Origin of the sequence: Streptomyces thermospinosisporus (genome assembly GCF_039526425.1) — a bacterium.
Taxonomy (GTDB): Bacteria; Actinomycetota; Actinomycetes; order Streptomycetales; family Streptomycetaceae; genus Streptomyces; species Streptomyces thermocarboxydovorans.
Map to the genome: position 1 here is coordinate 92,013 of NZ_BAAAIZ010000010.1, position 26,431 is coordinate 118,443.

At 72.6% G+C, this 26,431-nt stretch carries 20 protein-coding genes, 1 tRNA gene and 2 pseudogenes; 14 read left to right on the forward strand and 9 right to left on the reverse strand.

The annotated features are described in order from the left end of the window. Nucleotides 1-23: 23 nt before the first annotated feature. The 3 genes from ABD207_RS05355 to ABD207_RS05365 all read right to left on the reverse strand — a co-directional run bounded on the left by ABD207_RS05355 (nucleotide 24) and on the right by ABD207_RS05365 (nucleotide 2,748). The gene (locus tag ABD207_RS05355) at nucleotides 24-1,292 is read right to left on the reverse strand and encodes an ATP-binding protein (RefSeq protein ID WP_344010425.1); all 1,269 of its coding nucleotides are present in this window, start codon (nucleotides 1,290-1,292) and stop codon (nucleotides 24-26) included. Beyond that, a complete protein-coding gene (locus ABD207_RS05360; protein WP_425580627.1) occupies nucleotides 1,289-2,128 on the reverse strand; it encodes a hypothetical protein in 840 nt (279 codons plus the stop codon). The genes ABD207_RS05355 and ABD207_RS05360 overlap by 4 nt, the downstream gene beginning before the upstream one ends. Before the next feature lie 113 nt (nucleotides 2,129-2,241). After that, nucleotides 2,242-2,748 (reverse strand): protein-tyrosine phosphatase family protein, encoded by a 507-nt coding sequence (locus ABD207_RS05365; protein ID WP_344010427.1) that lies wholly within the window; start codon nucleotides 2,746-2,748, stop codon nucleotides 2,242-2,244. A 96-nt stretch (nucleotides 2,749-2,844) separates the two neighbouring features. On the opposite strand from ABD207_RS05365, the gene ABD207_RS05370 reads away from it, so the two are divergent. After that, nucleotides 2,845-3,648, forward strand: coding sequence for a nuclease-related domain-containing protein (locus ABD207_RS05370; RefSeq protein ID WP_344010429.1), 804 nt, complete (start codon nucleotides 2,845-2,847; stop codon nucleotides 3,646-3,648). 45 nt (nucleotides 3,649-3,693) lie between these two features. On the opposite strand, the gene ligD is transcribed toward ABD207_RS05370, so the two are convergent. Next, nucleotides 3,694-4,575: a non-homologous end-joining DNA ligase gene (gene ligD / locus ABD207_RS05375; RefSeq protein ID WP_344010431.1), complete on the reverse strand. Its 882-nt coding sequence runs from the start codon at nucleotides 4,573-4,575 to the stop codon at nucleotides 3,694-3,696. 51 nt (nucleotides 4,576-4,626) lie between these two features. On the opposite strand from ligD, the gene ku reads away from it, so the two are divergent. The 8 genes and pseudogenes from ku (at nucleotide 4,627) to fxsT (ending at nucleotide 16,277) form a co-directional block, all read left to right on the forward strand. Beyond that, nucleotides 4,627-5,658, forward strand: coding sequence for a non-homologous end joining protein Ku (ku, locus tag ABD207_RS05380; protein WP_486388832.1), 1,032 nt, complete (start codon nucleotides 4,627-4,629; stop codon nucleotides 5,656-5,658). A gap of 133 nt (nucleotides 5,659-5,791) precedes the next feature. Next, the gene (locus ABD207_RS05385; protein WP_344010434.1) at nucleotides 5,792-6,001 is read left to right on the forward strand and encodes a hypothetical protein; all 210 of its coding nucleotides are present in this window, start codon (nucleotides 5,792-5,794) and stop codon (nucleotides 5,999-6,001) included. Between the two features lie 11 nt (nucleotides 6,002-6,012). Next, the gene (locus ABD207_RS05390; RefSeq protein ID WP_344010435.1) at nucleotides 6,013-8,127 is read left to right on the forward strand and encodes an aKG-HExxH-type peptide beta-hydroxylase; all 2,115 of its coding nucleotides are present in this window, start codon (nucleotides 6,013-6,015) and stop codon (nucleotides 8,125-8,127) included. Nucleotides 8,128-8,437: 310 nt separating this feature from the next. Further along, complete coding sequence (locus ABD207_RS05395) at nucleotides 8,438-9,376, forward strand: effector-associated domain 2-containing protein (protein ID WP_344010436.1); 939 nt, start codon at nucleotides 8,438-8,440, stop codon at nucleotides 9,374-9,376. Continuing rightward, nucleotides 9,363-10,904, forward strand: a complete 1,542-nt coding sequence (locus tag ABD207_RS05400; RefSeq protein WP_344010437.1) for a VMAP-C domain-containing protein — start codon at nucleotides 9,363-9,365, stop codon at nucleotides 10,902-10,904. The genes ABD207_RS05395 and ABD207_RS05400 overlap by 14 nt, the downstream gene beginning before the upstream one ends. Nucleotides 10,905-10,974: 70 nt before the next feature. Continuing rightward, nucleotides 10,975-12,072, forward strand: coding sequence for a MoxR family ATPase (locus ABD207_RS05405; RefSeq protein WP_344010439.1), 1,098 nt, complete (start codon nucleotides 10,975-10,977; stop codon nucleotides 12,070-12,072). After that, nucleotides 12,027-13,370 (forward strand): annotated as a pseudogene (locus ABD207_RS05410) (SAV_2336 N-terminal domain-related protein); the annotation flags it as partial. The gene ABD207_RS05405 and the pseudogene ABD207_RS05410, both read left to right, overlap by 46 nt. Nucleotides 13,371-13,427: 57 nt before the next feature. Continuing rightward, nucleotides 13,428-16,277, forward strand: coding sequence for an FxSxx-COOH system tetratricopeptide repeat protein (fxsT, locus tag ABD207_RS05415; RefSeq protein ID WP_344010546.1), 2,850 nt, complete (start codon nucleotides 13,428-13,430; stop codon nucleotides 16,275-16,277). A gap of 173 nt (nucleotides 16,278-16,450) precedes the next feature. On the opposite strand, the gene ABD207_RS05420 is transcribed toward fxsT, so the two are convergent. Continuing rightward, complete coding sequence (locus ABD207_RS05420) at nucleotides 16,451-18,232, reverse strand: beta-ketoacyl-[acyl-carrier-protein] synthase family protein (RefSeq protein ID WP_344010441.1); 1,782 nt, start codon at nucleotides 18,230-18,232, stop codon at nucleotides 16,451-16,453. Between the two features lie 493 nt (nucleotides 18,233-18,725). On the opposite strand from ABD207_RS05420, the gene ABD207_RS05425 reads away from it, so the two are divergent. Next, the gene (locus ABD207_RS05425) at nucleotides 18,726-19,595 is read left to right on the forward strand and encodes a nuclease-related domain-containing protein (RefSeq protein ID WP_344010443.1); all 870 of its coding nucleotides are present in this window, start codon (nucleotides 18,726-18,728) and stop codon (nucleotides 19,593-19,595) included. A 191-nt stretch (nucleotides 19,596-19,786) separates the two neighbouring features. Here ABD207_RS05425 and ABD207_RS05430 read toward each other — a convergent pair whose 3' ends face one another. The 4 genes and pseudogenes from ABD207_RS05430 to ABD207_RS05440 all read right to left on the reverse strand — a co-directional run bounded on the left by ABD207_RS05430 (nucleotide 19,787) and on the right by ABD207_RS05440 (nucleotide 21,587). Further along, nucleotides 19,787-20,704, reverse strand: coding sequence for an alpha/beta hydrolase (locus ABD207_RS05430; RefSeq protein ID WP_344010445.1), 918 nt, complete (start codon nucleotides 20,702-20,704; stop codon nucleotides 19,787-19,789). A gap of 306 nt (nucleotides 20,705-21,010) precedes the next feature. Continuing rightward, the gene (locus ABD207_RS05435) at nucleotides 21,011-21,151 is read right to left on the reverse strand and encodes a hypothetical protein (RefSeq protein ID WP_344010447.1); all 141 of its coding nucleotides are present in this window, start codon (nucleotides 21,149-21,151) and stop codon (nucleotides 21,011-21,013) included. A 29-nt stretch (nucleotides 21,152-21,180) separates the two neighbouring features. Next, nucleotides 21,181-21,333 (reverse strand): annotated as a pseudogene (locus ABD207_RS32090) (HNH endonuclease); the annotation flags it as partial. Between the two features lie 182 nt (nucleotides 21,334-21,515). Next, nucleotides 21,516-21,587: transfer RNA gene (locus tag ABD207_RS05440), tRNA-Arg, on the reverse strand. Between the two features lie 180 nt (nucleotides 21,588-21,767). On the opposite strand from ABD207_RS05440, the gene ABD207_RS05445 reads away from it, so the two are divergent. The 4 genes from ABD207_RS05445 to ABD207_RS05460 all read left to right on the forward strand — a co-directional run bounded on the left by ABD207_RS05445 (nucleotide 21,768) and on the right by ABD207_RS05460 (nucleotide 26,426). Continuing rightward, nucleotides 21,768-22,256 carry a response regulator gene (locus ABD207_RS05445; protein WP_344010449.1) on the forward strand — a complete coding sequence of 163 codons (489 nt, stop codon included), beginning with the start codon at nucleotides 21,768-21,770 and terminating at the stop codon, nucleotides 22,254-22,256. A 149-nt stretch (nucleotides 22,257-22,405) separates the two neighbouring features. Then, a complete protein-coding gene (gene nrtL, locus ABD207_RS05450) occupies nucleotides 22,406-23,530 on the forward strand; it encodes an ArgS-related anticodon-binding protein NrtL (protein WP_344010450.1) in 1,125 nt (374 codons plus the stop codon). A 17-nt stretch (nucleotides 23,531-23,547) separates the two neighbouring features. Then, on the forward strand, nucleotides 23,548-24,939 hold the full coding sequence (gene lysA, locus ABD207_RS05455; RefSeq protein WP_344010452.1) for a diaminopimelate decarboxylase: 1,392 nt from the start codon (nucleotides 23,548-23,550) through the stop codon (nucleotides 24,937-24,939). Nucleotides 24,940-25,133: 194 nt separating this feature from the next. Beyond that, nucleotides 25,134-26,426 (forward strand): homoserine dehydrogenase, encoded by a 1,293-nt coding sequence (locus ABD207_RS05460; RefSeq protein WP_344010453.1) that lies wholly within the window; start codon nucleotides 25,134-25,136, stop codon nucleotides 26,424-26,426. Nucleotides 26,427-26,431: the final 5 nt, after the last annotated feature.

Below are 26,431 nucleotides of genomic sequence, written 5' to 3' on the forward strand. Positions count from 1 at the left end.
TTACTGCGCCATCGGAGAACCCGTCAGACCACACCGTTGGCGGTTGCGTCCCCGCTCTGAGGGAGTGTCAGCGTGGTCACGGCACCGCCGTCGGGCGCGTTCGCGAAGTCCAGCCGGGCGCCGAGCACCTCCGCCTGGCCCAGTGCGATGGTCAGCCCGAGCCCGTGCCCCTTCTTCCCGCTCTCCGTGCGGAACCGCTGAGGCCCGTGCGCCAGCAGGTACTCCGGGAAGCCGTCCCCGTGGTCCCGCACGGTGACCACCGGCCCGTCCACCGTGAGTGTCACCGGCGTCCGCCCGTGCCGGTGGGCGTTGGCCACCAGATTGCCCAGCACCCGCTCCAGCCGGCGCCGGTCGGTCTCCACGGTGGCGTCCCGTACGACCTCGACCTCCGTGTCGGTCCCCGAGGCGCGCACCACGCGCCGGGCCAGCGCCCCGAGCTGCACGGTGTCCAGATCCAGCCGCTCGCGCCGGGCGTCCAGCCGGGAGATCTCCAGCAGGTCCTCGGTGAGCGTGCGCAGCGCCGCCACCCGGTCGCGCACCAGCTCGGTCGGCCGCCCCGGAGGCAGCAGCTCGGCCGCCGCGTGCAGCCCGGTCAGCGGCGTGCGCAGCTCGTGCGCCACGTCCGCGGTGAACCGCTGCTCGGCGAGCAGCTTCCCCTGCAGCGAGGCCGCCATGGAGTCCAGCGCCGCGGCCACCGCGGCCACCTCGTCCTGCGGGCGCGTCCGGTCCCGGGCGCGCGGGTCGTTCACCCGCGCGTCGAGGTCGCCCGCGCTGATCCGCCGGGCCACCCGCGCGGTGGCGTGCAGCCGCCGGGTCACCCGGGTCACCGCGAAGGCGCCGACGAGCAGCGTGGCCCCGATCGCCAGCGCCGAGGAGGCCACGATCGCCTGGTCGAGTCCGTCGATGGTCCGCTCGCCCTGCGCGTAGTCGACCCGCACGGCCAGCGCCCTCCTGCCGTCCACCGGTCCGGCCGCCCACATCGTCGGCCGGCCCTGGTGGCGTGCCAGCATCGTGCCGCGCCGGCCGGAGACGGCCAGCTCGCGCAGCTCGGCCGGCAGTCCCGGCGGGTCCACCGCGGCTCCGCCGCGCGGCGCGTCCCCCGCCTCGTAGGCGCGGGTCGCCTCGGTCAGCCGCCGCAGCGCGGTGTCCCGCGCCTGGCCGACGGTCTGATCGGTCACCTGGACGTGCACCAGCACACCGAGCAGCGCGGCGAGCGCACAGCACATCACGGTGATGAACACGGCGGCCCGCACCGCGAGCGGCCCGGTCCAGCGGGGCAGCCCGAGCCTCACGGGACGCCCGCCGGCGACGACTGCGCGGACTGCGACGACTGCGCGGACTGCGACGACTGCGCGGACTGCGACGACTGCGCGGACGGCGACCGCGAGGGCGCGGGCCCGGACGTGGGGCCGGCGCCCGGCGAGTGCTGCTGCGAGGGCCGCTTGCGGCCGGTCGGGAGCATCTCGTCGTGCGTCAGCAGCATCGCCCGCTGCCGCGGGTCCCAGGTCCACTGCAGCCGGTACTCGTACCCGGCGACCTCCGACGGCGAGCGGATGATCACCGAACGCCCGGCCAGCTCGACCCCGCTCAGGGCGTCGTCGTACGCCATGACCTGCACCAGCCGGTGCTTGTGCACCGTGTAGACGCGCACGCCGGTCAGATCCTCCGGCATCAGCCGCACGCCCAGCGTGAGATCGGCCCGCCCGTCACCCGTCAGGTCCCGGTAGTAGGGCTTCAGCACCGGGCACCCGGGGCGCCGGCGTCCACTCTCGCCCTCACCGCACTTGCCCATCGCCCCGGCAGTGTCCCGGTACGGCGCCTTCGCGCCCTCGTACTCCTCCGGGTGCGCGGCGATCTCGGCCCGCACCACCGCGACCGGATCCACCTTGCGGATGTCGTCACCGGGCACGGCGACGCCCTTGACCACCTCGGTGTCCACCTCGCCCAGCTCGTACGCCGGGCTCGACGCCGGCGTCAGCTCGGGCCACAGCCGCGCCGGACTGATCGCGGTCGGTGTCTCGCCCGCCGCCCGCAGCCCGCCGCTGTCGCCGCAGCCCACGGCCGCCGCCAGCACCGTCGCGACGACGGCGGCACGGCGAAGGGCGCGCATGCGGCGGCTGACGGGCACGGGACTCCTGATGAGACGTTCTTGAACCGCTTTCGGCTGCGCACACCCTATTCGCGCGGCCGCCGCCCCCGCGTCCAGGGTGACGCCGCCGAGGAGATCCGGACCGGCGGTGCCTATTCGGCCAGCTCCTCCAGCTGCCGCACCGTGGGCAGGCCCGTGCGCAGATAGTCGACGAACAGGTCGTTGTGCAGGGCCCACGGCGAGCGGCGGGCGCGGATCAGGCGGATCGCGGCGTCCGCGGACTCGCCCCCGCGCATCAGCGCATGCGCCACAACCAGACCCGAACGGTTGTACCCGTGGTAGCAGCGCACCAGGACCGTACGGCCGCGCTCCAGCGCCTCGCACACCGCCTCCGCCAGCCGGATCACCCCGGCCAGCTGCGTACCGTCCAGCGGCCCGTCCGGGATCGGCCACACCTGGTGCTCGACTCCCTGGTCCGGCCCGTACCCCGGCAGCCGCAGCAGTGTCTGCACCAGATCGAACTCACGCCGGACCACCGCGAGCTGCAGCCGTCCGGAACGGCCTGTGAACTCGTGTCCACCCATCCACAGACCGGGCACGATCTCGTCCCACGGACGGTCCGGAGCCGGTACGTCGGGTCGCTCTCGGCGGGTTCGCAACGGGCGCCTCCCCACGATCCCCAACTCCTACCCAAGGTAGCCGGGTTCTTGCCCCTGCAGCACCCCGCCTGTTCCCATGGACTGGGGTGATGGTGCATGAATGGACTGCGCGTCATACCGACCCGGCAGGCCGGCCGCGAACGGTTCTACGTCCGCCACCCGGACGGCAGGAGCCTCGCCTGGTACGACCGCGAGGCGGCCCGCGTCAACCTGCTCCGCCAGGACCACGAGGAGGACGTGCTGCAGGCGCTGGGCCCCTACCTCACCGGCCCCGTCTCCGTCGGCCCGCCCCCCGTCCCCACCCCCGTCGAGCTGGCGCGACTGTCCCTGCACCCCGACGACGACCTCGCACCCAACCGCCCCGGCGAGGCCCTGCTGATCGCCCTCGACCGCGATCCGGACCCCGCCCGGCTGCTGCGCCCCGACCCGCGCCGCAGGGGGCTCACCGCGGAGCAGACGGTGGGCGAGGCACTGGACCGCATGGACGGCGCCGGCTGGCGCACCCTGCACTCCGTCCCGCTGCCCGGCGGCGACCGCATCCACCACCTGCTGATCGGCCCCGGCGGCCTGTACGCCGTCCACAGCCGCTACGCCCACAAGCAGCGGGTGACGGTCACCGACCCCCACGTCACGCTGGGCCACCGCAGGCCGGAACCGCTGCTCCGGCTCGTCCGAGCCTGCGCCGACCGCGCCTGCCACGCCCTGACCGCCGAGGTGCGCCCGGTGCTGGTCCTGGCGGGTGCCTCCAGGGTGGACGTCGCGGCGGCGCCGCGCGAGGTGCGGGTGCTGACGGACGCGGATGTGCCGGGGCTGGCCCGGCAGGGCGGCGTCCTCAAGCCGGCCGATGTGGAGGCCCTGTACGCGATGGCCCGCGACCGGAACACGTGGACGCGGGTGTGAGGAGGCACCGGGCGCGGGCTGGGCACTGGGCGTGGGTGCCCTCGTTCACGGCAGCGTCCCCGCGTGGTCCGGATCCAGCAGCGGCGCCAGCAGATCGCCGTAGTCCGTCAGGCGCGGCCCCAGGTCGGGCGCGGTGAACGACAGCCCGTCCGGTGACCGGCACTCCTCGACCTCCTCCCAGGTCACCGGTGCCGACACCAGCGGTTCCGCCCGGGCGCGCAGGGTGTACGGGGCGGCCGTGGTCTTCCGGGCGGCGTTCTGGCTCCAGTCGACGAAGACCTTCCCCGGCCGCAGGCTGCGCGTCATCCGGTGCAGCACCAGCCGGGGCATCGCCTTCTCCGCCTCCACCGCCAGCCCCTTTGCGTAGTCCGACACCCGCTCGGGCGAGGCGCCCCGCACCGCCGCCAGCAGATGCAGCCCCTTCGAGCCGGAGGTCTTCGCGTACGCCTCGATCCCGTCCGCGGCGAGCCGGTCCCGCAGCCACAGCGCGACCTCGCAGCAGTGGACGATCGTCGCGGGCGGCCCGGGGTCCAGGTCGAAGACGATCCGGTCCGCCTCCCCGGGGTTCTGGACCAGCCACTGATGGGTGTGGAACTCGGTCACCAGGTTCGCCGCCCACATCAGGCTCGGCAGGTCCTGCACCAGGACCATCCGCGACGGCCCCTCCGACCTGGGCACCTCGGCGGTGGTGACCCAGTCGGGCGTACCCGGCGGCACGTTCTTGGTGAAGAACACCTGCCCACCGGGCCCGTCCGGATAGCGCAGGAACGACACCGCGCGGTCCCGCAGATGCGGCAGCAGCACCTCCGCCACGGTCGCGTAGTAGTGCAGTACCTCCGCCTTGGTGAACCCGGTGGCGGGATACAGCACCTTCTCCAGATTGCTGAGCGGGAGCCGCCGCCCCTCCACCTCAGTGATAGGCGCCATACGATGAGAATCTCACGCAAAACATGACAAACGGTCGGGAAGGTGTCGCACGTGAGGTCCATCTGGAACGGCGCGATCTCGTTCGGCCTGGTCAGCATCCCGATCAAGCTGGTGAACGCCACCGAGAGCCACTCGATCTCCTTCCGCCAGATCCACATCGAGGACGGCGGCCGGATCCGGTACCGCAAATTCTGCGAACTGGAAAACCGCGAGGTCAGCAACCAGGAGATCGGCAAGGGCTACGAGGACGCGGACGGCACGATCATCCCGATCACCGACGAGGACCTGGCCCATCTGCCGATCCCGACCGCCAGGACCATCGAGATCGTCGCCTTCGTGCCCAGCGACCGGATCGACCCGCTGCAGATGGACTCCGCGTACTACCTGGCGGCGAGCGGAGCACCGGCCGCCAAGCCGTACACCCTGCTGCGCGAGGCCCTCAAGCGCAGCAACAAAGTTGCCATCGCGAAGTTCGCGCTGCGCGGCCGCGAGCGGCTGGGCATGCTGCGGGTGGTCGGCGACGCCATCGCGATGCACGGACTGCTCTGGCCGGACGAGGTGCGCGCACCCGAGGGCGTCGCCCCCGACACCGACGTGACCGTCCGCGACAAGGAGCTCGACCTCGCGGACGCCCTGATGGAGACCCTCGGCGAGGTCGACCTGGAGGACCTGCACGACGAGTACCGCGAGGCCCTGGAGGAGGTCATCGCCGCCAAGGCCGCCGGCGAGACCCCGCCGGAGCTGCCCGAGCCCGAGCGCGGCGGCAAGGTCCTGGACCTGATGGCCGCCCTGGAGAACAGCGTCCGCGCGGCCCGCGAGTCCCGCGGCGAATCCGCGGAGGAGGCCGAGGTCAAGCCCCTCCCGCAGCGCAAGACCTCCCGCACCTCCCCCAAGAAGTCCACCGCCAAGAAGACCCCGGCCAAGAAGACGGCGTCCTCCTCCCGCAAGTCGACGAGCACCAAGAAGACCGCCGCAAAGAGCGCATCCGCAAAGGGCAGCGGCACGAAGAGCACCGCGAAGAAGCCGACGGCCAAGAAGACGTCGGCGACGAAGAAGACCGCTTCCGGGAAACGGTCGGCGTGACACGGCACGAGATCGGCCCCGCCTCCACGAAGTGGGCATCGATTACGGTACGTTGTCGCCCCCGGCACTCTGGTATCAGGGGGAGCATCAGGGTGCGGACACCCGGGGAGCACGAAGCGCTAAGGAGCAGTCAGTGACGACGTCCGCGACCGAGATCGAGACCGATGTCATCGATCTCAGCCGCTGCGGTCTGCGGGAGGTGATGGCCCTCCGCGACGACTCGGTCACGGACGCCCTGTCCTCCCTCGTACGGCATCTGGGCGAGAGGACCGCCGCGCAGAGCGCGAGCGGCGGCGCCGGCAGTCCCTATCTCGCCGTCGACTGCGCCCCCGACCGGCACTGAGGCCGCCGCCGATGACCGCCACGACGCGGCATCGCGTCCCGCTGTCGGATCTGGACGACCTCGCCGCCGGCCGCATGTCCCCGGCGACCGCCGGACGGATGCGGGCGGTGGAACGCGGCCGCCGCATGCTGATGCTGCGCGCCGTCGTCGAGGCCGCCCGGGCCGCAGGCGCAGACAAGGCCCCGCCGCTCTCCCCCCTCACCACACCGCTGGACCTCCTGATGCGGGTCGAGCGGGACCACCCGGACGTGGTGGCCGACCTCCTCGACCACCCCGGCCTCGGGATATGGGCGGTCCGGGTGCTCGACCGCCTGCGCGTCCCGAAGGCCGCCAACGCCGGCAATGCCCGCAACGCCGGCAATGCCCGCAACGCCGGCAAGGACGGCAACGCCGCCAACGCCGACAAGGACGGCAACGCCGCCAACGCCGCCAACGCCGGCAAGGACGGCAAGGACGGCAAGGACGGCAACGACGGCAAGGACGGCAAGGACGGCAAGGACGGCAAGGACGGCAACGACGCCGACGCAGACGCCCCTGCCCTCTGGCAGGAGCTCGGCTATCTTCACGCCCTCGCCGCGGCGGCGGCCCTGCGCGCCGGCTGCCCCACCGACATCGACCTGCCCGTGTTCGGCGACGCCGTATCCCTGCCGACCCTGGGCCGGATGAACCTGCCCGCACACCCGGCCGACGGCCCCGGAGGGCACCCGGTGGCCGTCCTGCGGATCCCCGCGTCCGGACCCGCCCGGCTGACGGTGGCGGACCGGACCTTCCCCCTCCCCGCCGACCTCGCGCTCGCGGAGGCCGGCTGGCAGCCGCTGCACCGTGCCGCCGACGGCACCCTGGTCCTCGACGACAGCGACCCCTACCGCGACTTCCGCACCGCCCCTCAGCCGGTCACGCCGCTCACCCCGGCCGAGGCAGGCCGCTGGCGGACGATGCTCCAGGACGCCGACGCCGCCCTCCGCCGCCGGCACCCGCACGCCGCGGCGCTGCGGGCCACCGCCCTGCGCGTCCTGGTGCCGCTCCCCGAGGCCCCCCGGTACCGCCCGACCAGCGCCTCCTACAACGAGGCCTTCGGCAGCGCGCTGATGTCGCTGCACCAGGACACCGGCGACCTCGCCGCGACGCTGGTGCACGAGGCACGCCACTCGGTGCTCAACGGCCTGCTGCACCAACTGCCGCTCTGCGAGGAGGCCCCGGGGGACGGGGACAGGAACGGGAGCGGGGACGGAGACGCGGCGCCGGACTCCGGGCGTCAGGAACTGCTGTACGCGCCGTGGCGCGGTGACCCCCGGCCCGCCTCCGGACTGCTGCACGGCGCCTACTCCTTCGCGGGCGTCGCCGACTTCTGGCGCGTCGAACGCCATGCGCTCGACGGCACGGCCGCCCGCCTGGCTCACTTCGAGTTCGCCCTGTGGCGCGAGGCCATCACCCAGGCCCTGCGCACCCTCGAGTCCCGTGCCCCGCTGACCCCTCTGGGGCGGCGGTTCGTGGCCGCCATGACCGAGCAGGCCGCCGCCTGGGCGGAGGAACCGGTCCCCGCGGACGCGGAGGCCCTCGCCCGGCAGGAGACCGCCGACCTGCAGGCGGTCTGGCGGGCCCGGCACACCGTCCCGGACGCCGAGGGCGTACGCCTGCTGGCCCGCGCCTGGCGGGACGGCACCGACCCGCACACCCTCCCCGAGGTCCCCTCCGAGGTGCGCACCGACCCCCGCTACGGGCCGCCCGACCCCAGGGGCGAACTCCGGCGCGCCGCCCTCACCGGACCCGGCGCCGTCGCCGCGCACGCCCACGGCGAGAGCTACGCCGCCGGACGCGACCCCGAGCTGACCGCTCCGGACATCGCGCTGTGCGAGGGGGACGCCGAGCGCGCCGAGCACGGGTACGCCCGCGTCCTCGCCCGCGACCCCCACTCCCCGTCGGCCTGGGCGGGCCTCGGCCTCGCCTTCGCGGCAACCGGCGCGCCGGCCGCCGCACACGCGGTGCTGCGCCGCCCCGAGCTGGTCCGCTCCGTCCACCGCACCCTCGCCCGCGACGGCGAGGGAGCTCCGCCCGCCATCCGCACCCTGAGCGACTGGATCGGCCGGATCCCGGCGGTCGCCGGCGAGCCGCCTTCCGGCCTCTGACAGACCTGCGCCGCCCTCGCTCCCCGCCCCTGACGGACCTGCCCTCTGACAGACCTGCGCCGCCCTCGCTCCCCGCCCCTGACGGACCTGCCCTCTGACAGACCTGCGCCGCCCTCGCTCCCCGCCCCTGACGGACCTGCGCCGCCCTCGCTCCCCGCCCCTGACGGACCTGCGCCGCCCTCGCTCCCCGCCCCTGACGGACCTGCGCCGCCCTCGCTCTCCTTCCTTGCCGGTCTGGCGCCGCCCCGGCGCCTGCCCTACCCTGCCGCACACGGTTGTGCCCAACTCGCGCATACAGGGGAGGAGTTGCGTGGCAGCGCCTCCCGGCGACGTCTCCGGCCCCGCTGCCGCCCCCTCCTGGCAGGCGCGCCTCCTCGGTCCGACGGGCAGCCCATACGCCCTGGCCGCGGTCCTGGTCGCCGAACGCACGCTGCTGACCTGCGCCGCCGTTCTCGATCGCGTCCCGGCCGCCGGGTTCGTGCTGGCGGAGTTCCGGGGGAGCGGTGAGGTGCGGCGGGTGCCCGCGAGGGCCGAGGAGATCAGTCCCCTGCACCCCCTCGCCGTACTGCACTTGGAGCGCCCCGCCGATGCCGTACCCGCTCCGCTCGGGCGCTGCGGACAGCGCGACGGAGTGGCAGTGACGGCGTTCGGGCACGACGGGGCGGGCTCGGGGCTGAGCCTCCACGCGCGGGTCACCGGCGCATGGCAGGCCGGGGCCCGGCGGCTGGAAGTGCGCAAAGGCACCTGGCCGGAAGGGCAGTTCACGGGGGCCGGCGTCTGGGACGCGGAACGCGCGCAGGCGGTCGGTGTGATCGCCCCCGCGCTTCCCGCATCCCCGGATCCGGCCGGGGGCGCGCGGATGGTCCCGTTCGACGTGTTGGAGGCGACCCGTTTTGGTGAACTGCTGTCCGGGAATTTTCCTTCTGGATACAACTACGGCCAACAACCCTCAGCGCAGGGCGAGTTGTGGCCTTTGGTGGAAAACTTGCTGGCAATGGAGTCGATAGCGTCGGACGGGGGAGCGGCATTGCTGTCCCTCCTGCCCGGCCGGATCGCCCGGGGGGTTCCACGGCAGAGTCGTCCGCGGCTTCAGCTCCTCCATCTCGTCCGCCGCTGCGACGAGTTCGAGGAGGGGCCGGCGGCCCTGGTCGCGGCCGTCCGGGTCATGGAGGGGGATACCAGCGACGTGCAGCGTTTCATCCGACAGGCCGGACAGACCTGGCCGCACCGGCTGCGTGACGACGCCTGACGCCGTGCCGGGGGCGGTGCACGATCCGGAATCGGCCGCACGCCTGGCGGACGCGTTGATGAAGGTGTCGGTGCTCGACGAGATCGGCAACCGGCGGCTCTGCGTCATCGAGGCCATGGAGCGGCTGCGGGAACGGGTGTCCGTGCCCGAGTCGCCCGAGAAGAAGATCCATGTCATCGCCATGGTGCGGGCCTTCGCCGCCGTGCCCCGCGGCTGGCGTGCCCTCACCGAGGCCGTGCAGTACCTGGCCGACTACGACCTGCCGTCCCGGCACGCCGCCTCGCTCGCCCACACCGTGGCCCTGCCCGTCTTCGAGGAGGCCGCCGAACAGGCGCTGCGCGGCCTGCTCGCCGGCCTCGACCGCACCACGGTGCCCGAGCTGGACGAGGTCTACCGGGCCGCCGCCGGACCGCACTTCGGGCCGCTGCCGCCCGGCGTCAACACCGCCTGGGAGGCCCACCAGCTGCTCGCGCACACCAACTGGCCCGCCGACGGCGTACCGCCGGCCGTGCGGTTCCTGACCGCACTGGCGTCCGTGCTGTCCCCGGAGCGCGGCGAACCGGTCCGCGACTGGGTCGCACGCCAGGTCCGGGACGCCACCGGCGACCCGGCCCTCGCCCGCCGCATGCTCGAGCGCGCCGGCGCGGACGACGGCCCGCTGACGGCGGCCGGCGGCGAGCACGCGGCCTACGTACTGATCCGGCTCTGCCCCTCGGTCAGCACACCGGACCGGGTCGACGTCACCTGCTGGACCAGCACCGGCGACACCTGGGAGCCGCGCCGGCGGGACGACTCCTCCGTGCCCCGTGACCGGCTGCGCCGCCATGTCGCCGCCCTTGTGGACCGCGAGGAGGCCCGCCTGTGCCGGCACCGCGGCGGCATCGTGCTGGAGTTCGTCCTGCCGCTGTCGCTGCTGAACGAACCGGTCGAGCAGTGGTGCCGGAACCTGGCGTTCGGCGACGAGCCGCTGTGGGACGGCGACCCCGGCGGCCCCCCGTTCTGGCAGGACTACCCGGTCGTCGTCCGCAGCCTGGAGCGGACCGAGGCGCTGCAGCTGCACCGCGTCTGGAACGAACGCTGGGACGCGCTCGCCGCCGGCACCGCGGCCCCGCACGCCTACCGCTGCGTCGGCGACGTGCGGGAGAACTACCCGCGCCTGAAACAGAGCCCGGACGTCGTCCTGATGACCCTGGGCGCACCGCCGGACCGGCCCCGGGGCCGTGAGGAGCTCTACGTCGCCCTGCACGCCGGACTGCCCGTGCTGGTGTGGAACCACAACGGACCGCTCGGCGAACGGGTCCGCACCGCCGTGGAGGCCACGCTGGACGGCCCCTGTGGTCAACTCCTCGACCGGATGGTGCGGTTGCGGTCCCTGCCGGAGACCCAGGACCATGAGGGGAGCGCGGACGGCCCCCGGCCCGGCCTCGCCGTGCTGTGGGACGACCCGAACCGGCTCCCCGAGTTCCCGGAACCGGTCCTGTCGGGCAAGGCAGCCGAGACGTACGGGGACACCCGCACCGGGACATGACGCACGGGCCGGGCAGGACGACAGGTGACGACGGGCCGGGCAGGACGACGGGCAGACGAAGGGGGTGGCTGTGGAGGGCAACGGCGAGTCCGGGCGCACGGCGCGGCGCGCCACGGCCCCCGAGCCGCAGCACGCGAGCCACTCCTGGTGGCTCTACCGGGGCTCGGCCGGGCCGGCCCCGGCGGCGCCCGTCACCGACCGGCTCCCCCCGCCGCCCCCCTGGCGCGACTTCGACGGAGGCCCGGTCGTCCCCGGACCACCGCCGCGGGACGAGGCCGCCACGCTCCGGCGCCTCGGGGCGGGCGACATGACGATGCGGCGGGTCTCCGTCCAGGAGGCCGACATGGTCAACGCCGCGCTGTTCCTGCGCCGGCCGCTGATCGTCACCGGGCCGCTGGGCAGCGGCAGGTCCAGCCTGGCGTACCGCGTCAGCCGCGAGCTGGGACTCGGCCGGGTCCTGCACTGGCGGATCACCGGCAGCACCACCCTGGCCGACGGCCTCTACGACTACGACGCCGTCGGCCGCTTACAGGACGCCGCGATACGCGGCGCCTCCCGGGGCACGGACACCGACACGGCCGGCGGCCTCGGCGACTTCTTCCAGCTCGGGCCCCTGGGCACGGCGCTGATCCCGCGCGAGGCACCCCGGGTGCTGCTCATCGACGACCTGGACAAGGCCGACCTCGACCTGCTCGACGGGCTGACGGGCATCATTGCCGACGGAGAGTTCCGCATCCCCGAGCTGTCCCGGATACGGTCCCGGGAGCCGGACGTGGTGGTGCACACCGACGACCCGGACGGCACGTACACCGTGCATCACGGCAGGATCCGATGCCGCGCCTTCCCCTTCGTCGTCATCACCTGCGGCGGGGAACGCGCCCTGCCCGCCGACCTCCTGAGGCACTGCCTGTGCCTGGAGATGCCGGCCCCGAGTGCCGAACGCCTCGCCGGCTCCCTGGCCGCCCGCTTCGCCACCGGCGACGGCGCGGAGCGCCTCACCCTCATCCGTGACTTCCTCGGCCGCTCCCTGGCCGGCGGCGCCCTGGCCACCGACCAGCTCCTCGACTCCGAGTACCTGCGCACCGCCCCGTCCGGCCCCGACGAGGCCTCCCTGAACCGCCTGCTGCACGCCTTGTGGCGCCCTCTCGACTCAGCGGACCCGGTATGACCTCCCCTGGCCCGGAGCCCCGCCCTGCCAACGGCCCCGCCGACGGTCCCCCACCGTCCGGCGCGGGTGACGGCCCGCAGCCGCGGGCGGCCCACGGCATCCCGGTCCGCCCGACGACCGCCGGTCCTGGCCCCGATGACGCCGTGTCCTGGGCACAGGCCCTGCGCCCGATGCGCCGCCGCGGGCGGGGCGCGGGGGACAACGGGCCGGCCGCGCGGCTCGTGCGGGGACGGACGGGCGGTGAGCGGCGTGCGATCGTGTCGCTGGTGGTCGACGCCGGGCGCTCGATGGCCCTGTGGTCCGGCACGGCCGAGCGGTTCGCCGGAGCGCTCGCCCGCTCCCGGGCGTTCCGCGACGTACGGGTGTACCGCTGGCCGCCCGCGCGGCGCACCGGCCGGGACGACCGGGCGGCGGACGCGGAGGCCGGACAGCGCACCGGCCGGTCCGCCCCGGCCGACCTCGGCGAGCGCACCGGACGGACGGTGGGCGGCGACGGGGCGCCCCGGCTGCCCGACGCCCCCGGCCGGCATGTCGTCCTCGTCCTCACCGATCTGCACGGCGACCGCTGGGCCGACGGGACCGCCCGGCACCGGCTCGCCCGCTGGGCGAAACGTGCCTCCGTCGCCGTGGTGAACGTCCTCCCCGAACACCTGTGGTCCCGGGGCCCCGTCCCTCCGCACAAGGCCGCGCTGACCAGCCCGGGCCCCTTCGCCGCCAACGGCCGCTGGTCCTGGCGCCCCGACGACTTCGCCCTCGTGTGGCAGGGCGACGTGGACTTCGCCGACCCGCGCGCCCTGCCCGTCCCGGTGCTGGAGCTGACGGGGCAGGCGCTGCACCGGTGGGGCCGTTTCGTCGCCCACGCGGAGCCGGAGGCGTACGAGGCACGGATCGTCACCGCCTCCCTCGACGCCCCGACCGCCCCGACCGCCCCGACTGCCCCGAGCCACCCCACCGGCCCGACCGCTCCGACGGTCCTCACCGACGTCCTCACCGACTCGCGACGGCAGCACACCCCGCCCCGCCCCCCGCCCGCGACGGAGCTGGTGCGGCGCGCCCGCGCACGGCTCAGCCCGACCACCCGTCACCTCGCCCAGCTGTGCGCCGCCGTACCGCTCAACCTGCGGATCCTGGAGCTCGTACGCCGCACCCTGCTCCCCGAGGCCCGCACCTGGCACCTCGCGGAACTGCTGCACAGCGGCCTGCTGCGGTACGTCGCGCCGGCCCCCGCGCTGCCGGACCCCGCGCGGATCGAGCTGGAATTCGTGGACGGCGTGCGCGGTGAACTCCTCGCCGAGGGCACCCGGGACGAGACCGCACGGGCCATCGAGACGGTGCTCGGCCACTTCGCCGGGGCGGTGCCCGAGCCGCTGGCCGCCGATCTGCGTCAGGTGCGGGCCGTCGTCAGGGACCCCGGCCGGGCCGCCCATCTGCCGGTGGAGCGGGTGCGGCCCTGGCTGGTTCCCGTGCTGCCCGCCCTCACCGCACTCGGCGGGCGCTACGCACTCGCCGCATCCGGTCTGCGGGCGCGGCTGTGGCACGGTGCCGCCCCGCCAGGTGTTCGGCCCCCCGAGGTCCGGGAACAACCGGAACAACGTGATCGTCCGCACCTCACCCCCGCACCCGTGGGTGAGCGTGTCGTGCACACACCCCGGATGGGAGGGAACGTGTCCGTGGGCGACCCGCAGCCCTTACCCGCTGCGCACAGGGAGAAAGCGCGCAAGCCACCGCCGGTCTGGGGGAACGTACCGCCCCGCAACCGGGCCTTCACCGGCCGCAGAAGGCTGCTGGAGGAACTCCACCAGCGGCTCCAGGAAGGCACCACGGCCGTCATCCCCGAGGCCCTCCAGGGCATGGGCGGCGTCGGCAAGACACAGCTCGCCGTCGAGTACGTCTACCGGCACATGCACGAGTACCAGATCGTCTGGTGGATCCCCGCCGAGCAGCCCCAGCAGATCCGCCAGTCCCTGGTCGAACTCGCCGGACGCCTCGAACTCGACATCAGCAGCGGCGAGGCCGCCACCGCCGTCCCCGCCGTCATCGAGGCACTGCGCATCGGAGAGCCGGACAAGAACTGGCTGCTGGTCTTCGACAACGCCGAAACCCCCGACGTCGTACGGGACTTCTTCCCGGCCGACGGACCGGGCCGCATCCTGGTCACCTCCCGCAACGGCCAGTGGGCCAGCGCCGCACGCCCGCTGGAGGTCGACGTCTTCACCCGGGAGGAGAGCCGCGCACTGCTCCAGCTGCGCCTGCCCGACCTCGACGACGCCTCCGCCGACCGGATCGCCGAGACCCTCGGCGACCTCCCCCTCGGCGTCGAGCAGGCCGCCACCTGGCTCGCCGAGACCGGAATGCCGGCCGACGAGTATCTCCGGCTGTTCGAGCAGCACGCCATGGAACTCATGGCAGGCGACCCGCCCCCCGACTACCCGCTCTCCGTCGCCGCCGCCTGGAACCTGTCCCTGGAACGGCTCCAGCGCGACCACCCCGCCGCCCTCCAACTGCTCCAGGTCTGCGCCTTCTTCGCCCCCGAACCGATCTCCCGCCCGCTGCTGACCGGCGTCCGCGACGCCCCCGTCCCGCCCGAACTGGCCTACGCGCTCAGCGACCCCATACGCCTCGGCCGCGCCGTCCGCGACATCAACCGCTACGCCCTCGCCCGCATCAACCACAGCACCAACACCATCCAGCTGCACCGGCTGGTCCAGCGCGTCCTGATCAACCAGATGCCGGACGAGCTGAAGGTCCGGATGCGCGCCGCCGCCCACCGCCTCCTGGCGCACGGCGACCCCACCGACCCCTCGTCCCCGGAACAGTGGCAGCGCTACGGCGAACTGCTCCCGCACGTCCTCAGCAGCAGAGCCGTCACCTCGGGCGACCGCTGGGTCCGCCAACTCGTCCTCAACGAGATCGAGTACATGTTCTACTGGGGTGACTACGAGGGCTCCGGCGACCTCGCCCGCGAGGCCTACGAGACCTGGCGGGACGCCGACGGCGAGAACAACGAGCACGCCCTGCGCGCCGCCAAGCTCTACGGCGACAACCTGCGCGCCCTGGGCCACCACCACCGGGCGTACGAACTCGACCAGCGCACCCGCGCCGCCATGACCGAGACCCTGGGCACCGAGGACGAGAACACCCTCGAGATCACCTCGATGCTCGCCTGGGACCTGCGCATGCGGGGCGACTTCACCGGCGCCTCCGAACTCGACGGCGAGACCTTCGAGGCGAGCCGGCGCATCTTCGGCCCCAACGACGTCTCCACCCTGATCTTCGCCCACCGCGTCGCCCTCAACCTGCGGCTCACCGGCGACTTCCGGCAGGCCCTGGAACTGGACCAGGACACCCACCGCCGCAAGGTCGAGGAACTGGGCGAGAACGCGCTGTCCACCCTGCACACCCTCGCCGGGATCGCCATGGACCTGCGGCAGGCCGGCCAGTACACCGAGGCCTACAACGTGCAGCAGGACGTCTCGCGCCGCTACGAGTACCACTTCGGCGCGACCAACCCCAGCACCATCGGCAGCCAGCTCGGCCTGGCCCAGGCCGAGCGCCGCATGGGCCGCCACGCCCGGGCCATGGAACTCTCCGGCCGCGCCCTGAAGCAGTACCGCATCCGCTACGGCGACAACTACCCGGAGACCCTCGCCGCCCTGCTCACCCACGCCATCGACGTCCGCTACAGCGGCGACTTCCGGCACGCGCTGGAACTGAGCGAGGAGGGCTGCGAAGGCTACGCCCGCCTCTACGGCCCCGGTCACCCGCACACCCTCGGCGCCCGCATCAACCACGCGGTCGCCCTGCGGCTGCTCGGCCGCGTCGAGGACGCCCGCCGGCTCAACGAGCAGATCCTCGACCAGCTGCGGGACAAGCTCGGCCCGGAACACCCCAACGTCCTCGCCTGCGCCAGCAACCTCGCCGCCGACCTCTACGAGCTGGGGGAGGTCCGGGCCTCGGTCGAGCTGAGCACCCGCACGCTGGAGCGGGCCCGCACCCGCCTCGGCGAGGACCACCCGGCGACGCTGGCGACCGCCGTCAACCTCAGCCTCGGCCTGCGCATGCTGGGCCGCGACGAGGAGGCGGACACCCTGCACACGGACACCCTCGCCCGCTACGCACGCGTCCTCGGCCCGGACCACCCCGCCCTGGCGGCGGCCCGGGACAGCAGACCGGCGAACTGCGACGTGGACCCGATGCCCCTGTAGGCGCCCTCGCGGGCGCCCGCCCCCCTACAGGCACCGCGGATCCACTGCGGACGCCCCAGTGAGAGTCCCGGCCCCGCACCCGAACCCGGACCCGATGCCGGCGGTGAGCAGATCCCGGAGCTCGTCCCAGGCCGCGCGCCGCAGCGCCAGAACCACGTTTCCAGGAACTCGTCTCAGGCCGCCCGCCGCAGCGCCAGCACCGCGTTGTGACCGCCGAAGCCGAACGAATTGCTCAGCACCAGGTCACCCTCCGCGGGCAGCACGCGCGGGGCGCCTCGCACCACGTCCAGCTCGATCTCCTCGTCGAGCTCGGCGCAGCCCACCGTGGGCGGCATCACACCGTGGTGCAGCGTGAGCGCCGCGGCGACCGCCTCGACACCGCCCGCCGCGCCCTGCAGATGCCCCAGGTGCCCCTTGAGCGCGCTGACCGGCACGTTCCGGGCGCCCAGGACGTTCCGCAGCGCCCGCGCCTCCGCGAGGTCGCCGTCGACCGTGGCCGTGGCGTGCGCGTTCACATGGACCACGTCCCCGAGGTGGCCCCCCGCGTCCCGTACGGCCCGCCGCAGCGCCAGCGCGATGCCCTCGCCGGACGGGTCGGGCGCCGCCACATGGTGGGCGTCGGCGGACAGCCCCCAGCCGGCCGCCTCGCAGTAGATCCGCGCCCCGCGCGCCCGCGCGTGCTCCTCGGACTCCAGCACCAGCACCCCCGCGCCCTCGCCGTTGACGAAGCCGTTCCGGTCCCGGTCGAAGGGCCGCGACGGCGAGCCCTCGGCGGGATCACCCCCGGCCAGGGCCCGCATCGCCGCGAACGACGCCATGATCGCCGGCGTCACCACGGCCTCGGCACCGCCCGCCAGGACGACGTCCACCCGCCCGAACCGGATCCGGTCCACCGCCTGCCCGATCGCCTCCGTACCGGAAGCACACGCGCTGGTCACGGTCCGCGCCTCACCCGTGATGTGCAGATCCAGCGACACCTGCGACGCGGCCTGCGACGGCACGGTCATCGGCGTGGTGAGCGGCGACACACTCCGCGGGCCCTTGTCCCGCAGCTTCCGGTCCCCGCCCACCAGCACGGACGCGTCCCCGAGAATGGCGCCGAGGCTCACCCCGACCCGTTCCGGATCCAGCCCGCTCTCCCGGGTGCCGCCCTCGGCGAACCCGGCGTCCGCCCAGGCCTCCCGCGCGGCCAGCACCGCGAACTGGGCGGCCCGGTTCATCCGCCGGGCCACCGCCCGCGGCAGCAGCCGCGCCGGATCCACCGGAACGGTCCCGGCGACCCGCACCGGCAGCCCCTCGAACTCCTCGTCCTCCAGCTCCCGTATGCCGTGCCGCCCTTCGAGCAGCCCCTGCCACAGCTCGCTGGTCCCGGCACCGAGCGGCGTCATCGCACCGAGCCCGGTCACCACGACCCGGCGGGCCCCGGCGGCCCGCGCCTCGCTCAGCGGCCGCGGCTCATGCCGTACGACAAGCCCGGCCTCGTCGGCCTCGGCGGCCCACCGCCGCACCTCGGCGTCGGAGAAGCCGCTGCTCTCGCCGTCACCGGCCTTCTCGTCCTCCCGCAGCCAGGTCCCCCAGCGCCGCACATACGTCACCTCCCGCGCCGACGGGTCCACGGCGCGCAGGGACGTCACCCTGTCCCCGTCCCGGAACTCGACGTCGTCGAGTGTGGGCGACGTCACCTCCGGCACCGCGGAGGGATCCACCCGCCGCCCGGCGACGCTCACCTGCTGCTCACGGCGCAGCAGTTCCTCCCGCTCCGGCCCACCGAGCGGCGGCCGCAGCGTGACCCGGATCACCTCAGGACCCTCGGGCAGCGTGTGCGTCACGACGTACCACCGGTCCGCCGCCACGTCGCCGCCCGACAGGGCGACCAGATCACCGGGCACGACCTCGGCAGCCGTCACCGAGTGCGGGTTCATGGGGACTTCGCGTATGCCGGAAGAGTGGGGCATGAGTACAGATGCTTTCGTTGGTCCGAACTGTCGTACTTGAGGACCGTTAAGAGTGAAGTGCACGAACCCGGAACCGGCCACAGTTGAATGACATACATGTCCGTTTTGCCCCGCACTGTCGGTTCGCTTCCGAACCGGTCAACCCGCCAACCCGCCTGCCAGGCACCCGAGTTACCACCCCGACACCCACCCCTGTGGAACTGGTCACGCCGCGCAGCCCTCAACTCGCCCCACCGGCCGCCCCGGACGAGACCCAGCTCACACCCACTGCACGCCGAGAAGTCGATGGTCCGCCGACCGGTCAACCGCCTTGCAAAGCGGAGGGCTCAGCACAGGCCTGCTGCTGCCCTGCACAGGCATCCGGTCCGCACGCACCCCGGTTTTGCACCCCGGTCTTGCGGCCGGTCTTCTGGCCCGCTTGCGGTCGGTCTTGTGGCCGCCTCCCTCCTGCTGGTGCCATGCGACCTGACCGATGCGGAGCCGAGGGGGTCTCATGGAGCTCAAGGTCACACGCTGGAGGCGGTACGGGCACGACCGCTTGTACGCGAGCCTCCCCGGCGGCACCGCCGTCGGCTGGGCGGACCTCACGACGGGAAAGATCACAATCCTGCGGGCCGAACACAGCGACGACGTGATCGCCGCTCTGACCCCCCACTGGTCGAACAGCCACGACACGGCCCGCCCGCGGTATCCCCGTGTCCCCGGAACACCGGAGTCCGAAGCGCCCCCCGAGCTGCCCCCACTGACCCCGGACGACGACCTGGCCGACAACCCTCCTGGAGCCGCCCTCCGGGACCGGCTCGTCCAGTCGGGCGCGGGATGGCTCAAGCGAACCCTCGCCCGGCTCCTGCGCCGGCCGACCGAGTGGGAATCCTGGGAGAAGGGGCTGACGGGGGAGAAACGCGTCGGAGCAGAACTGGACCGATTAGCCCGTCACGGCTGGCGCGTCCTGCACTCCATACCGCTGGCCAACGACGTGGACATCGATCACCTGCTGATCGGACCCGGCGGAGTCTTCAGCATCAACACCAAGTACCACCCCAAGAGGTCCGTTTGGGTCGGCAACGACGCCGTGAAGGTCGATCACGGAAAACCGCGGCCCTACGCACGCAAGAGCCGCGCCGAGGCCGACCGGGTGAGCCGGGTGCTCGGGCACTACTGCGCCTTTCCGGTACCGGTGGAGCCGGTCCTGGTCTTCGCCGGCGTCACCGACCTGAAGGTGGTCGCGACCCAGCTCGGCGTCCGGGTGTACCAGGAACGGCAAGTCGCCTCACTGGCCCCGCTGTCGGGAGTGCTGACCCCCGAACAGGTCGAGCAGGTCTACCACATCGCCCGCCACCGCCAGGCCTGGCGCCTGGCCTGAGACCGGTGGCCCCTGCAGGCAAGTCCCGTCCGGTCTACGACGGTTGGGACGACCCGGAGATCCAGAGCCGCGTAGCTCGCCGAGCAGACGGTGCCCTGATGCCACAGCCCCGCCCACGTCGGCGGGATGCGCGAGGCCGTGTCACGTAATCGACCTCTGGGACTGGGATCCTTCGAGGATCGCGGCCAGTTCTACGATTGGGTAATCCGGTCGCGCAGCCAGGACTCGGCGCCGCTGAGCGCCGTCCTGGCCATTGCCGTGGGGTGGCCCGTGAAGCCGTGGGGTGAGTCGGGGTAGACCCGGAGCTCAACGTCATTGCCGGCTGCTGCCAACCGACCTGCCAGTGCCAGGTTGTCTTCCAGTAACACGTCTGTGCTTCCGACGATCAGCAGCATTGGGGGAAGCCCGCGAAGAACGCCGTAGATGGGAGAGATATCGGGAATAGTGCGGTCTTCCACATGGCCGACGTACGCCTGGATGAAGTATTCGTCGGCGATGCGGCGACCGGCCGGGGTTCGTGCGCTCAAGTCGTAGGTGCCGAACTGGAGTGCAGCGCCGGTGAATCGGCCAACGGCACCTTTGTCTCTCAGCCGGAGCAGGGTCGCCAGGGCGAGTGTGGCTCCCGCGGAGCTCCCGCCGATCGCGAGTCGGGACGTTCCGAAGCGGGCATCGGCTTCTTCGACGAGCCAGAGCGCCGCTGCTTCACAGTCGTCGGGTGCCGCGGGCCAGGGGTGCTCAGGGGCCAGCCGGTAGTCGACGCTGACAACGGCGAGCTGCAGGGCGTCTGCGAGCTCGCGGTTGCGTTTGTCTCCTCGCGCTGCGGAGTCCATATAGAAGCCGCCGCCGTGTATGTCCAGGTAGACGCCCCGCGGCGGTCCGTCGACAGGAGTGAAGATCCTGACAGGGACGCGCGCTGCCGCGGCTTCGATCGTCTCTTCGAGGGCAGGCGGATCGGCGGCAGGAGGAGCAGACCTCTTCGCTCGGGCTTCCTTCAGCTCCTCCAGCGAACTGGGGCCACGGCCCGCCGCCCTCGACTTGTAGAAGTCACGAGCTTCATCAACCTGCTCCGCGGGCACGTCTGTGAACAGTGCGTCCAGCGCGAATCGCACGTGCCCTCCTCATCACGGGTCTCAACTCCACGCTATCGAGGAAGTTGCGGACTGAGCCGCCGGGGTGGCGTCAAGCTGTGTCGAAGGGTGGTGATGTCGTCGTGCTGGGCTGCGAGGCGGACAGGGCCGGGCCTGGAAGTTCCCAGGACTCTTCCAGCGCGTGGCAGATGCTCGACGGCCCGGCCAGCGACCACACGATCGGTGACACCCGCGCCACCATCCTCCGCTACGTCCGGGAAGACCCCGGCGTCGAAAGAGAAAGAGCCTTGGGGCGGGATGCATCTCCCTGAGCAATTGGATCTTTGATCAGTCGCGGTGCGTGGCGATCAAGGTTTCCAGCGCTGTCAGGACCTCTTCCCGTTGCGAGGGAGTGAGGTTGCGCAGGGCCACATCCATGCGCTCGAAGTCCCTCTTGAGTCCCTCTTGCTCGCGTTGCAGGAGCGGCACGAGGGCACGAGGTTCGTCATGTCGTCAGCGCCGCCTTGCTCAAAGGGTACGACATGGTCGATGACCTCAGCCCTGATGCCGATAGATCCGCAGTAGGTGCAGAAGCCTCCGTTCGCGGATAAAACGGCCTGCCTGACCCAGGAAAGGAGGGCTCTGCGCGCCGTAGGAAGACATAACAGCATGACGTCAGCTTGGCGGAGGGCTGAGTGCGAGGCGGAAGATCGTTCGAGTAGGTCTCACTCGCCCCTCATGCGTGATAACTGATGAGGAACGACAGAGAGCGGGACCCAGTGAGACTGGGTCCCGCTCTCTCGATTCGGCATCCACCCTGGTCAGGTCTCGTTTCAACTTTCTGACCGGCGAGTGCCCCCGGCAGGATTCGAACCTGCGCACACGGCTCCGGAGGCCGTTGCTCTATCCCCTGAGCTACGGGGGCGTGTCGGTCGCGGTGATCGCGGCGACGGGTAGAACACTACCAGTTCCCGGGGGGTGCTCATGAACCGGTTTCCCACCAGAAGCCCTGCCCGGGTCCACCTCGTGGGCGCCGTGTCGCTCGTGCGGGGTGGAAGTCGGGAAAACCCGGACGCGGTGGCCGGTGCGGACCTACTCTCGAGTTGTGCCAGGCGCATCGGGCCGGGTGCTTGTTGTGGACGACAACAAGGTCATCCGGCAGTTGATCAGGGTCAACCTCGAGCTGGAGGGCATCGAGGTCGTGACCGCGGCCGACGGTGCCGAGTGTCTTGAAGTGGTGCATCGGGTACGGCCCGATGCCGTGACCCTCGACGTGGTCATGCCGAGACTCGACGGGCTCCGCACCGCCGCCCGGCTGAGGGAAGATCCGCTCACCCGCCATCTCCCGCTCGCCATCATCAGTGCCTGCAGCCGGCACGAGGTGGAGAACGGGCTCGATGTGGGGGTCGACGCCTTCCTGCCCAAGCCGTTCGAGCCCGGTGAGCTGGTGCGTCTCGTGCGGCAGCTGCTGAGCGGGCGGCCGGCGCCGGGGCGGGATGCCGCCCGGATCGGGAGGGGGCCGCGCATCCCCGTCGTGGGTGACGGTGAGGTCGTCGGGGAGAGCGAGACGGCCGCCGGGCACTCCGGGGCGTAAGAACGTCCCCCATACGACTACGTCACGTCTACGTCGCATACCCGGCACACCAGAGAGTCCGCATCCTCCGGCGCTGAGACCGTCCACATCTCGGGACCCGGCCCAAACCGGCTCGCATACCCACCCCCCTCCTCGCCTACGCTTGTCCCGTGACCCCCGTCGAGCTCTCCCGCACCGTGCTGCGCGCGGTGCGCTGTGCTGTCGACGAGGGGGAACTGAGGGTGGCCGTTCCCGAGCGTGCTCAGGTCGGGCCGCCGGGGCCGGGAGGGTGCGGGGACTACGCGACCAGCATCGCCCTCCAGCTGGCCAAGCCTGCCGGACAGCCGCCGCTGCGGGTGGCGGAAGTACTGCGGTCGCATCTGCTGCGCACCGGGGCCGTCGCCGACGTCGTCGTCACCGGGCCCGGGTTCCTCAACATCAGCCTGCCGGACACCGCCCCGGCCACCCTGGTCGAAGAGATCCTGCGTGCCGGTGTCCGCTACGGGCACAGCGACGCCCTCGCGGGGCAGGTCTTCCGGCTCAGGGCGCCGGACGAGGTCCGCGCCCTCACCTACGTCGACGTCCTGGCCCGGATTCTGCGATCCCAGGGCGCTGCCGTCCGGGTCCAGTGCGAGGGCGAGAGCGGGAACGGAAGCAGTGACCTTCGGCCCGAGTCGCCCGAGTCGCCCGAGTCACCCGAGTGGGTAGACGTGCTCGGCCTTCGCCTCGAAAGCACCGAAGAGGGCAATGAATCGGCCACTGCCGCTGCCGCCCACACCCACACCCACACCCTCCCCATCCGTCCCGTCCCCGCCCCCGGCGACCCCTCCCCCCTCGGCCGGGATGCCGGCCGCTGGGCGCTGCTGTACCCGGCGCCGCACGACCGTCCCCGGCTCACCGCCGAGCATCTGAGCCAGCGCGAGGGCAACCCCCTCTTCCGTGTCCGCTACGCGCACGCCCGTACCCGGGCCCTGCTGCGCAACGCCGCCGACCTGGGGTTCCGGCCCGAGCCGGGGCCGGTGACGGAGCCGGCGGCACCGGAGCTGCTCGCCGTCCTCGGCGACCACCCCCGCATACTGCGGGCCGCCGCCGACCGGCGTGCGCCCGACCGACTCGCCCGGCATCTCGTCACCGTCGCCGATGCCCTGCGGCCGCTGCTGCCCACCGTCCTGCCCCTCGGTGCGGAGAAACCCTCGGCCGCCCACCGTGCCCGGCTGGCCCTCGCCGAAGCCGCCGGGACGGTGCTGGCCGGCGGCCTGTCCCTGCTCGGCATCGACGCACCCGACCATCTCTAGGAAGCCCAAGACCCGTCATGAGCCGTTCCGCACACCCCGCCGGGCCCCGTCACGCCGACGTCCTCCCCGAGGGGCACTACCTCGCGCCCCCCGCCGACCTGAACGCCCTCGACGCGAAGGTGTGGGCGCAGACCGTCACCCGCAACGAGGGCGGTGTCCTCACCGTCGGCGGGATCGACGTCAAGCGGCTGGCCGAGGAGTTCGGCACCCCGGCCTACATCCTCGACGAGACCGACTTCCGGGCCCGGGCGCGGGCCTGGCGCACCGCCTTCGGCAGCGACGCCGATGTGTTCTACGCCGGGAAGGCGTTCCTGTCCCGCGCCGTGGTGCGGTGGCTGAACGAGGAGGGGCTCAATCTCGACGTCTGCTCGGGCGGTGAGCTGACCACCGCGCTGTCGGCCGGGATGCCCGCCGAGCGGATCGCCTTCCACGGCAACAACAAGTCAGCGGAGGAGATCGAGCGGGCGATTCGTGCCGGTGTGGGGCGGATCGTGCTCGACTCGTTCCTGGAGATCGCGCGGGTGGCGCACATCGCGCAGTCGCTGGGCAAGCGGCAGCGGGTGCAGATCCGGGTCACGGTCGGCGTGGAGGCGCACACCCACGAGTTCATCGCGACCGCGCACGAGGACCAGAAGTTCGGCATTCCGCTGGCGGACGGGCAGGCCTCCGAGGCGGTGCGGCGGGCGCTGCAGCTGGACGGTCTTGAGCTGATCGGGATCCACAGCCACATCGGGTCGCAGATCTTCGACATGTCCGGCTTCGAGGTGGCCGCCCACCGGGTCGTGGGGCTGCTGAAGGACATCCGGGACGAGCACGGGGTCGAGCTGCCCGAGATCGACCTCGGCGGCGGGCTCGGCATCGCGTACACCAGCGACGACGACCCCCGTGAGCCGCACGAGATCGCCAAGGCGCTCACCGAGATCGTCACCCGTGAGTGTGAGGCCGCGAAGCTGCGCACCCCCCGGATCTCGGTGGAGCCGGGGCGGGCCGTCGTCGGGCCGACCGCGTTCACGCTGTACGAGGTCGGAACGATCAAGCCGCTGGACGGGCTGCGCACGTATGTGTCGGTCGACGGCGGCATGTCGGACAACATCCGCACCGCGCTGTACGACGCCGAGTACAGCGTGGCGCTGGCCTCCCGCACCTCCGACGCGGGGCCGATGCTCAGCCGGGTGGTCGGCAAGCACTGCGAGAGCGGTGACATCGTGGTGCGGGACGCCTTCCTGCCGGCCGACCTGGCGCCGGGCGACCTCATCGCCGTACCGGCGACGGGGGCGTACTGCCGGTCGATGGCCAGCAACTACAACCATGTGCTGCGTCCGCCCGTCGTCGCGGTGAAGGACGGCGAGGCGCGCGTGATCGTCCGGCGGGAGACGGAGGAGGATCTTCTCCGGCTGGACGTCGGGTAGCGGCCGGAAGACAGAGCGGCCGGAAAAGAGAACAGGGTCGGCGAGGGCCGGGATGAAGGATCTTGGTAAAAGATCTGCGGTCTTCGAGGCTGTGAAAATGAAATACATGTCTCACGATCCGGACGAAGGGCAGAAAGTCCCGTCCGGTGAGTGAGACTGGTGCAACCGAGACGGTAATCAGGAAACGAGGTCGGATGATGCGTACGCGTCCGCTGAAGGTGGCGCTGCTGGGCTGTGGAGTGGTCGGCTCAGAGGTGGCGCGCATCATGACGACGCACGCCGACGACCTCGCCGCCCGCATCGGCGCCCCGGTGGAGCTCGCCGGGGTGGCCGTACGGCGGCCCGACAAGGTGCGCGAGGGCATCCCCGCGGAGCTGATCACCACCGACGCCACCGCGCTGGTCAAACGCGGCGACCTGGACGTCGTCGTCGAGGTCATCGGCGGGATCGAGCCCGCCCGCACCCTGATCACCACCGCCTTCGAGCACGGCGCCTCCGTCGTCTCCGCCAACAAGGCCCTGCTCGCCCAGGACGGTGCCGCGCTGCACGCCGCGGCCGAGGCGCACGGCCGGGACCTCTACTACGAGGCCGCCGTCGCCGGTGCCATCCCGCTGATCCGGCCGCTGCGCGAGTCCCTCGCCGGCGACAAGGTCAACCGCGTCCTCGGCATCGTCAACGGCACGACGAACTTCATCCTCGACAAGATGGACACCACCGGGGCCGGCTACCAGGAGGCCCTCGACGAGGCCACCGCGCTGGGCTACGCCGAGGCCGACCCCACCGCCGACGTCGAGGGCTTCGACGCCGCCGCCAAGGCCGCCATCCTCGCCGGGATCGCCTTCCACACCCGGGTGCGGCTCGACGACGTCTACCGCGAGGGCATGACCGAGGTGACCACCGCCGACTTCGCGTCCGCGAAGGAGATGGGCTGCACCATCAAGCTGCTCGCCATCTGCGAGCGTGCCGAGGACGGCGCCTCGGTCACCGCGCGCGTGCACCCCGCGATGATCCCGCTCAGCCACCCGCTGGCCTCGGTGCGCGGCGCGTACAACGCCGTCTTCGTCGAGTCCGACGCCTCCGGGCAGCTGATGTTCTACGGCCCCGGCGCGGGCGGTGCGCCCACCGCCTCCGCGGTGCTCGGCGACCTCGTCGCGGTGTGCCGCAACCGGCTCGCCGGGGCGACCGGACCGGGCGAGTCCGCCTACGCCGCGCTGCCCGTCTCGCCGATGGGCGAGGTCGTCACGCGGTACCACATCAGCCTGGACGTGGCCGACAAACCGGGCGTGCTCGCCCAGGTCGCGACCGTGTTCGCGGAGCACGGTGTCTCGATCGACACGGTGCGCCAGCAGGGCAAGGACGGGGAGGCCTCCCTCGTCGTCGTCACCCACCGTGCGTCCGACGCGGCCCTCGGCGGCACCGTCGAGGCGCTGCGCAAGCTCGACACCGTGCGCGGTGTCGCCAGCATCATGCGGGTTGAAGGAGAGTAGCCAGC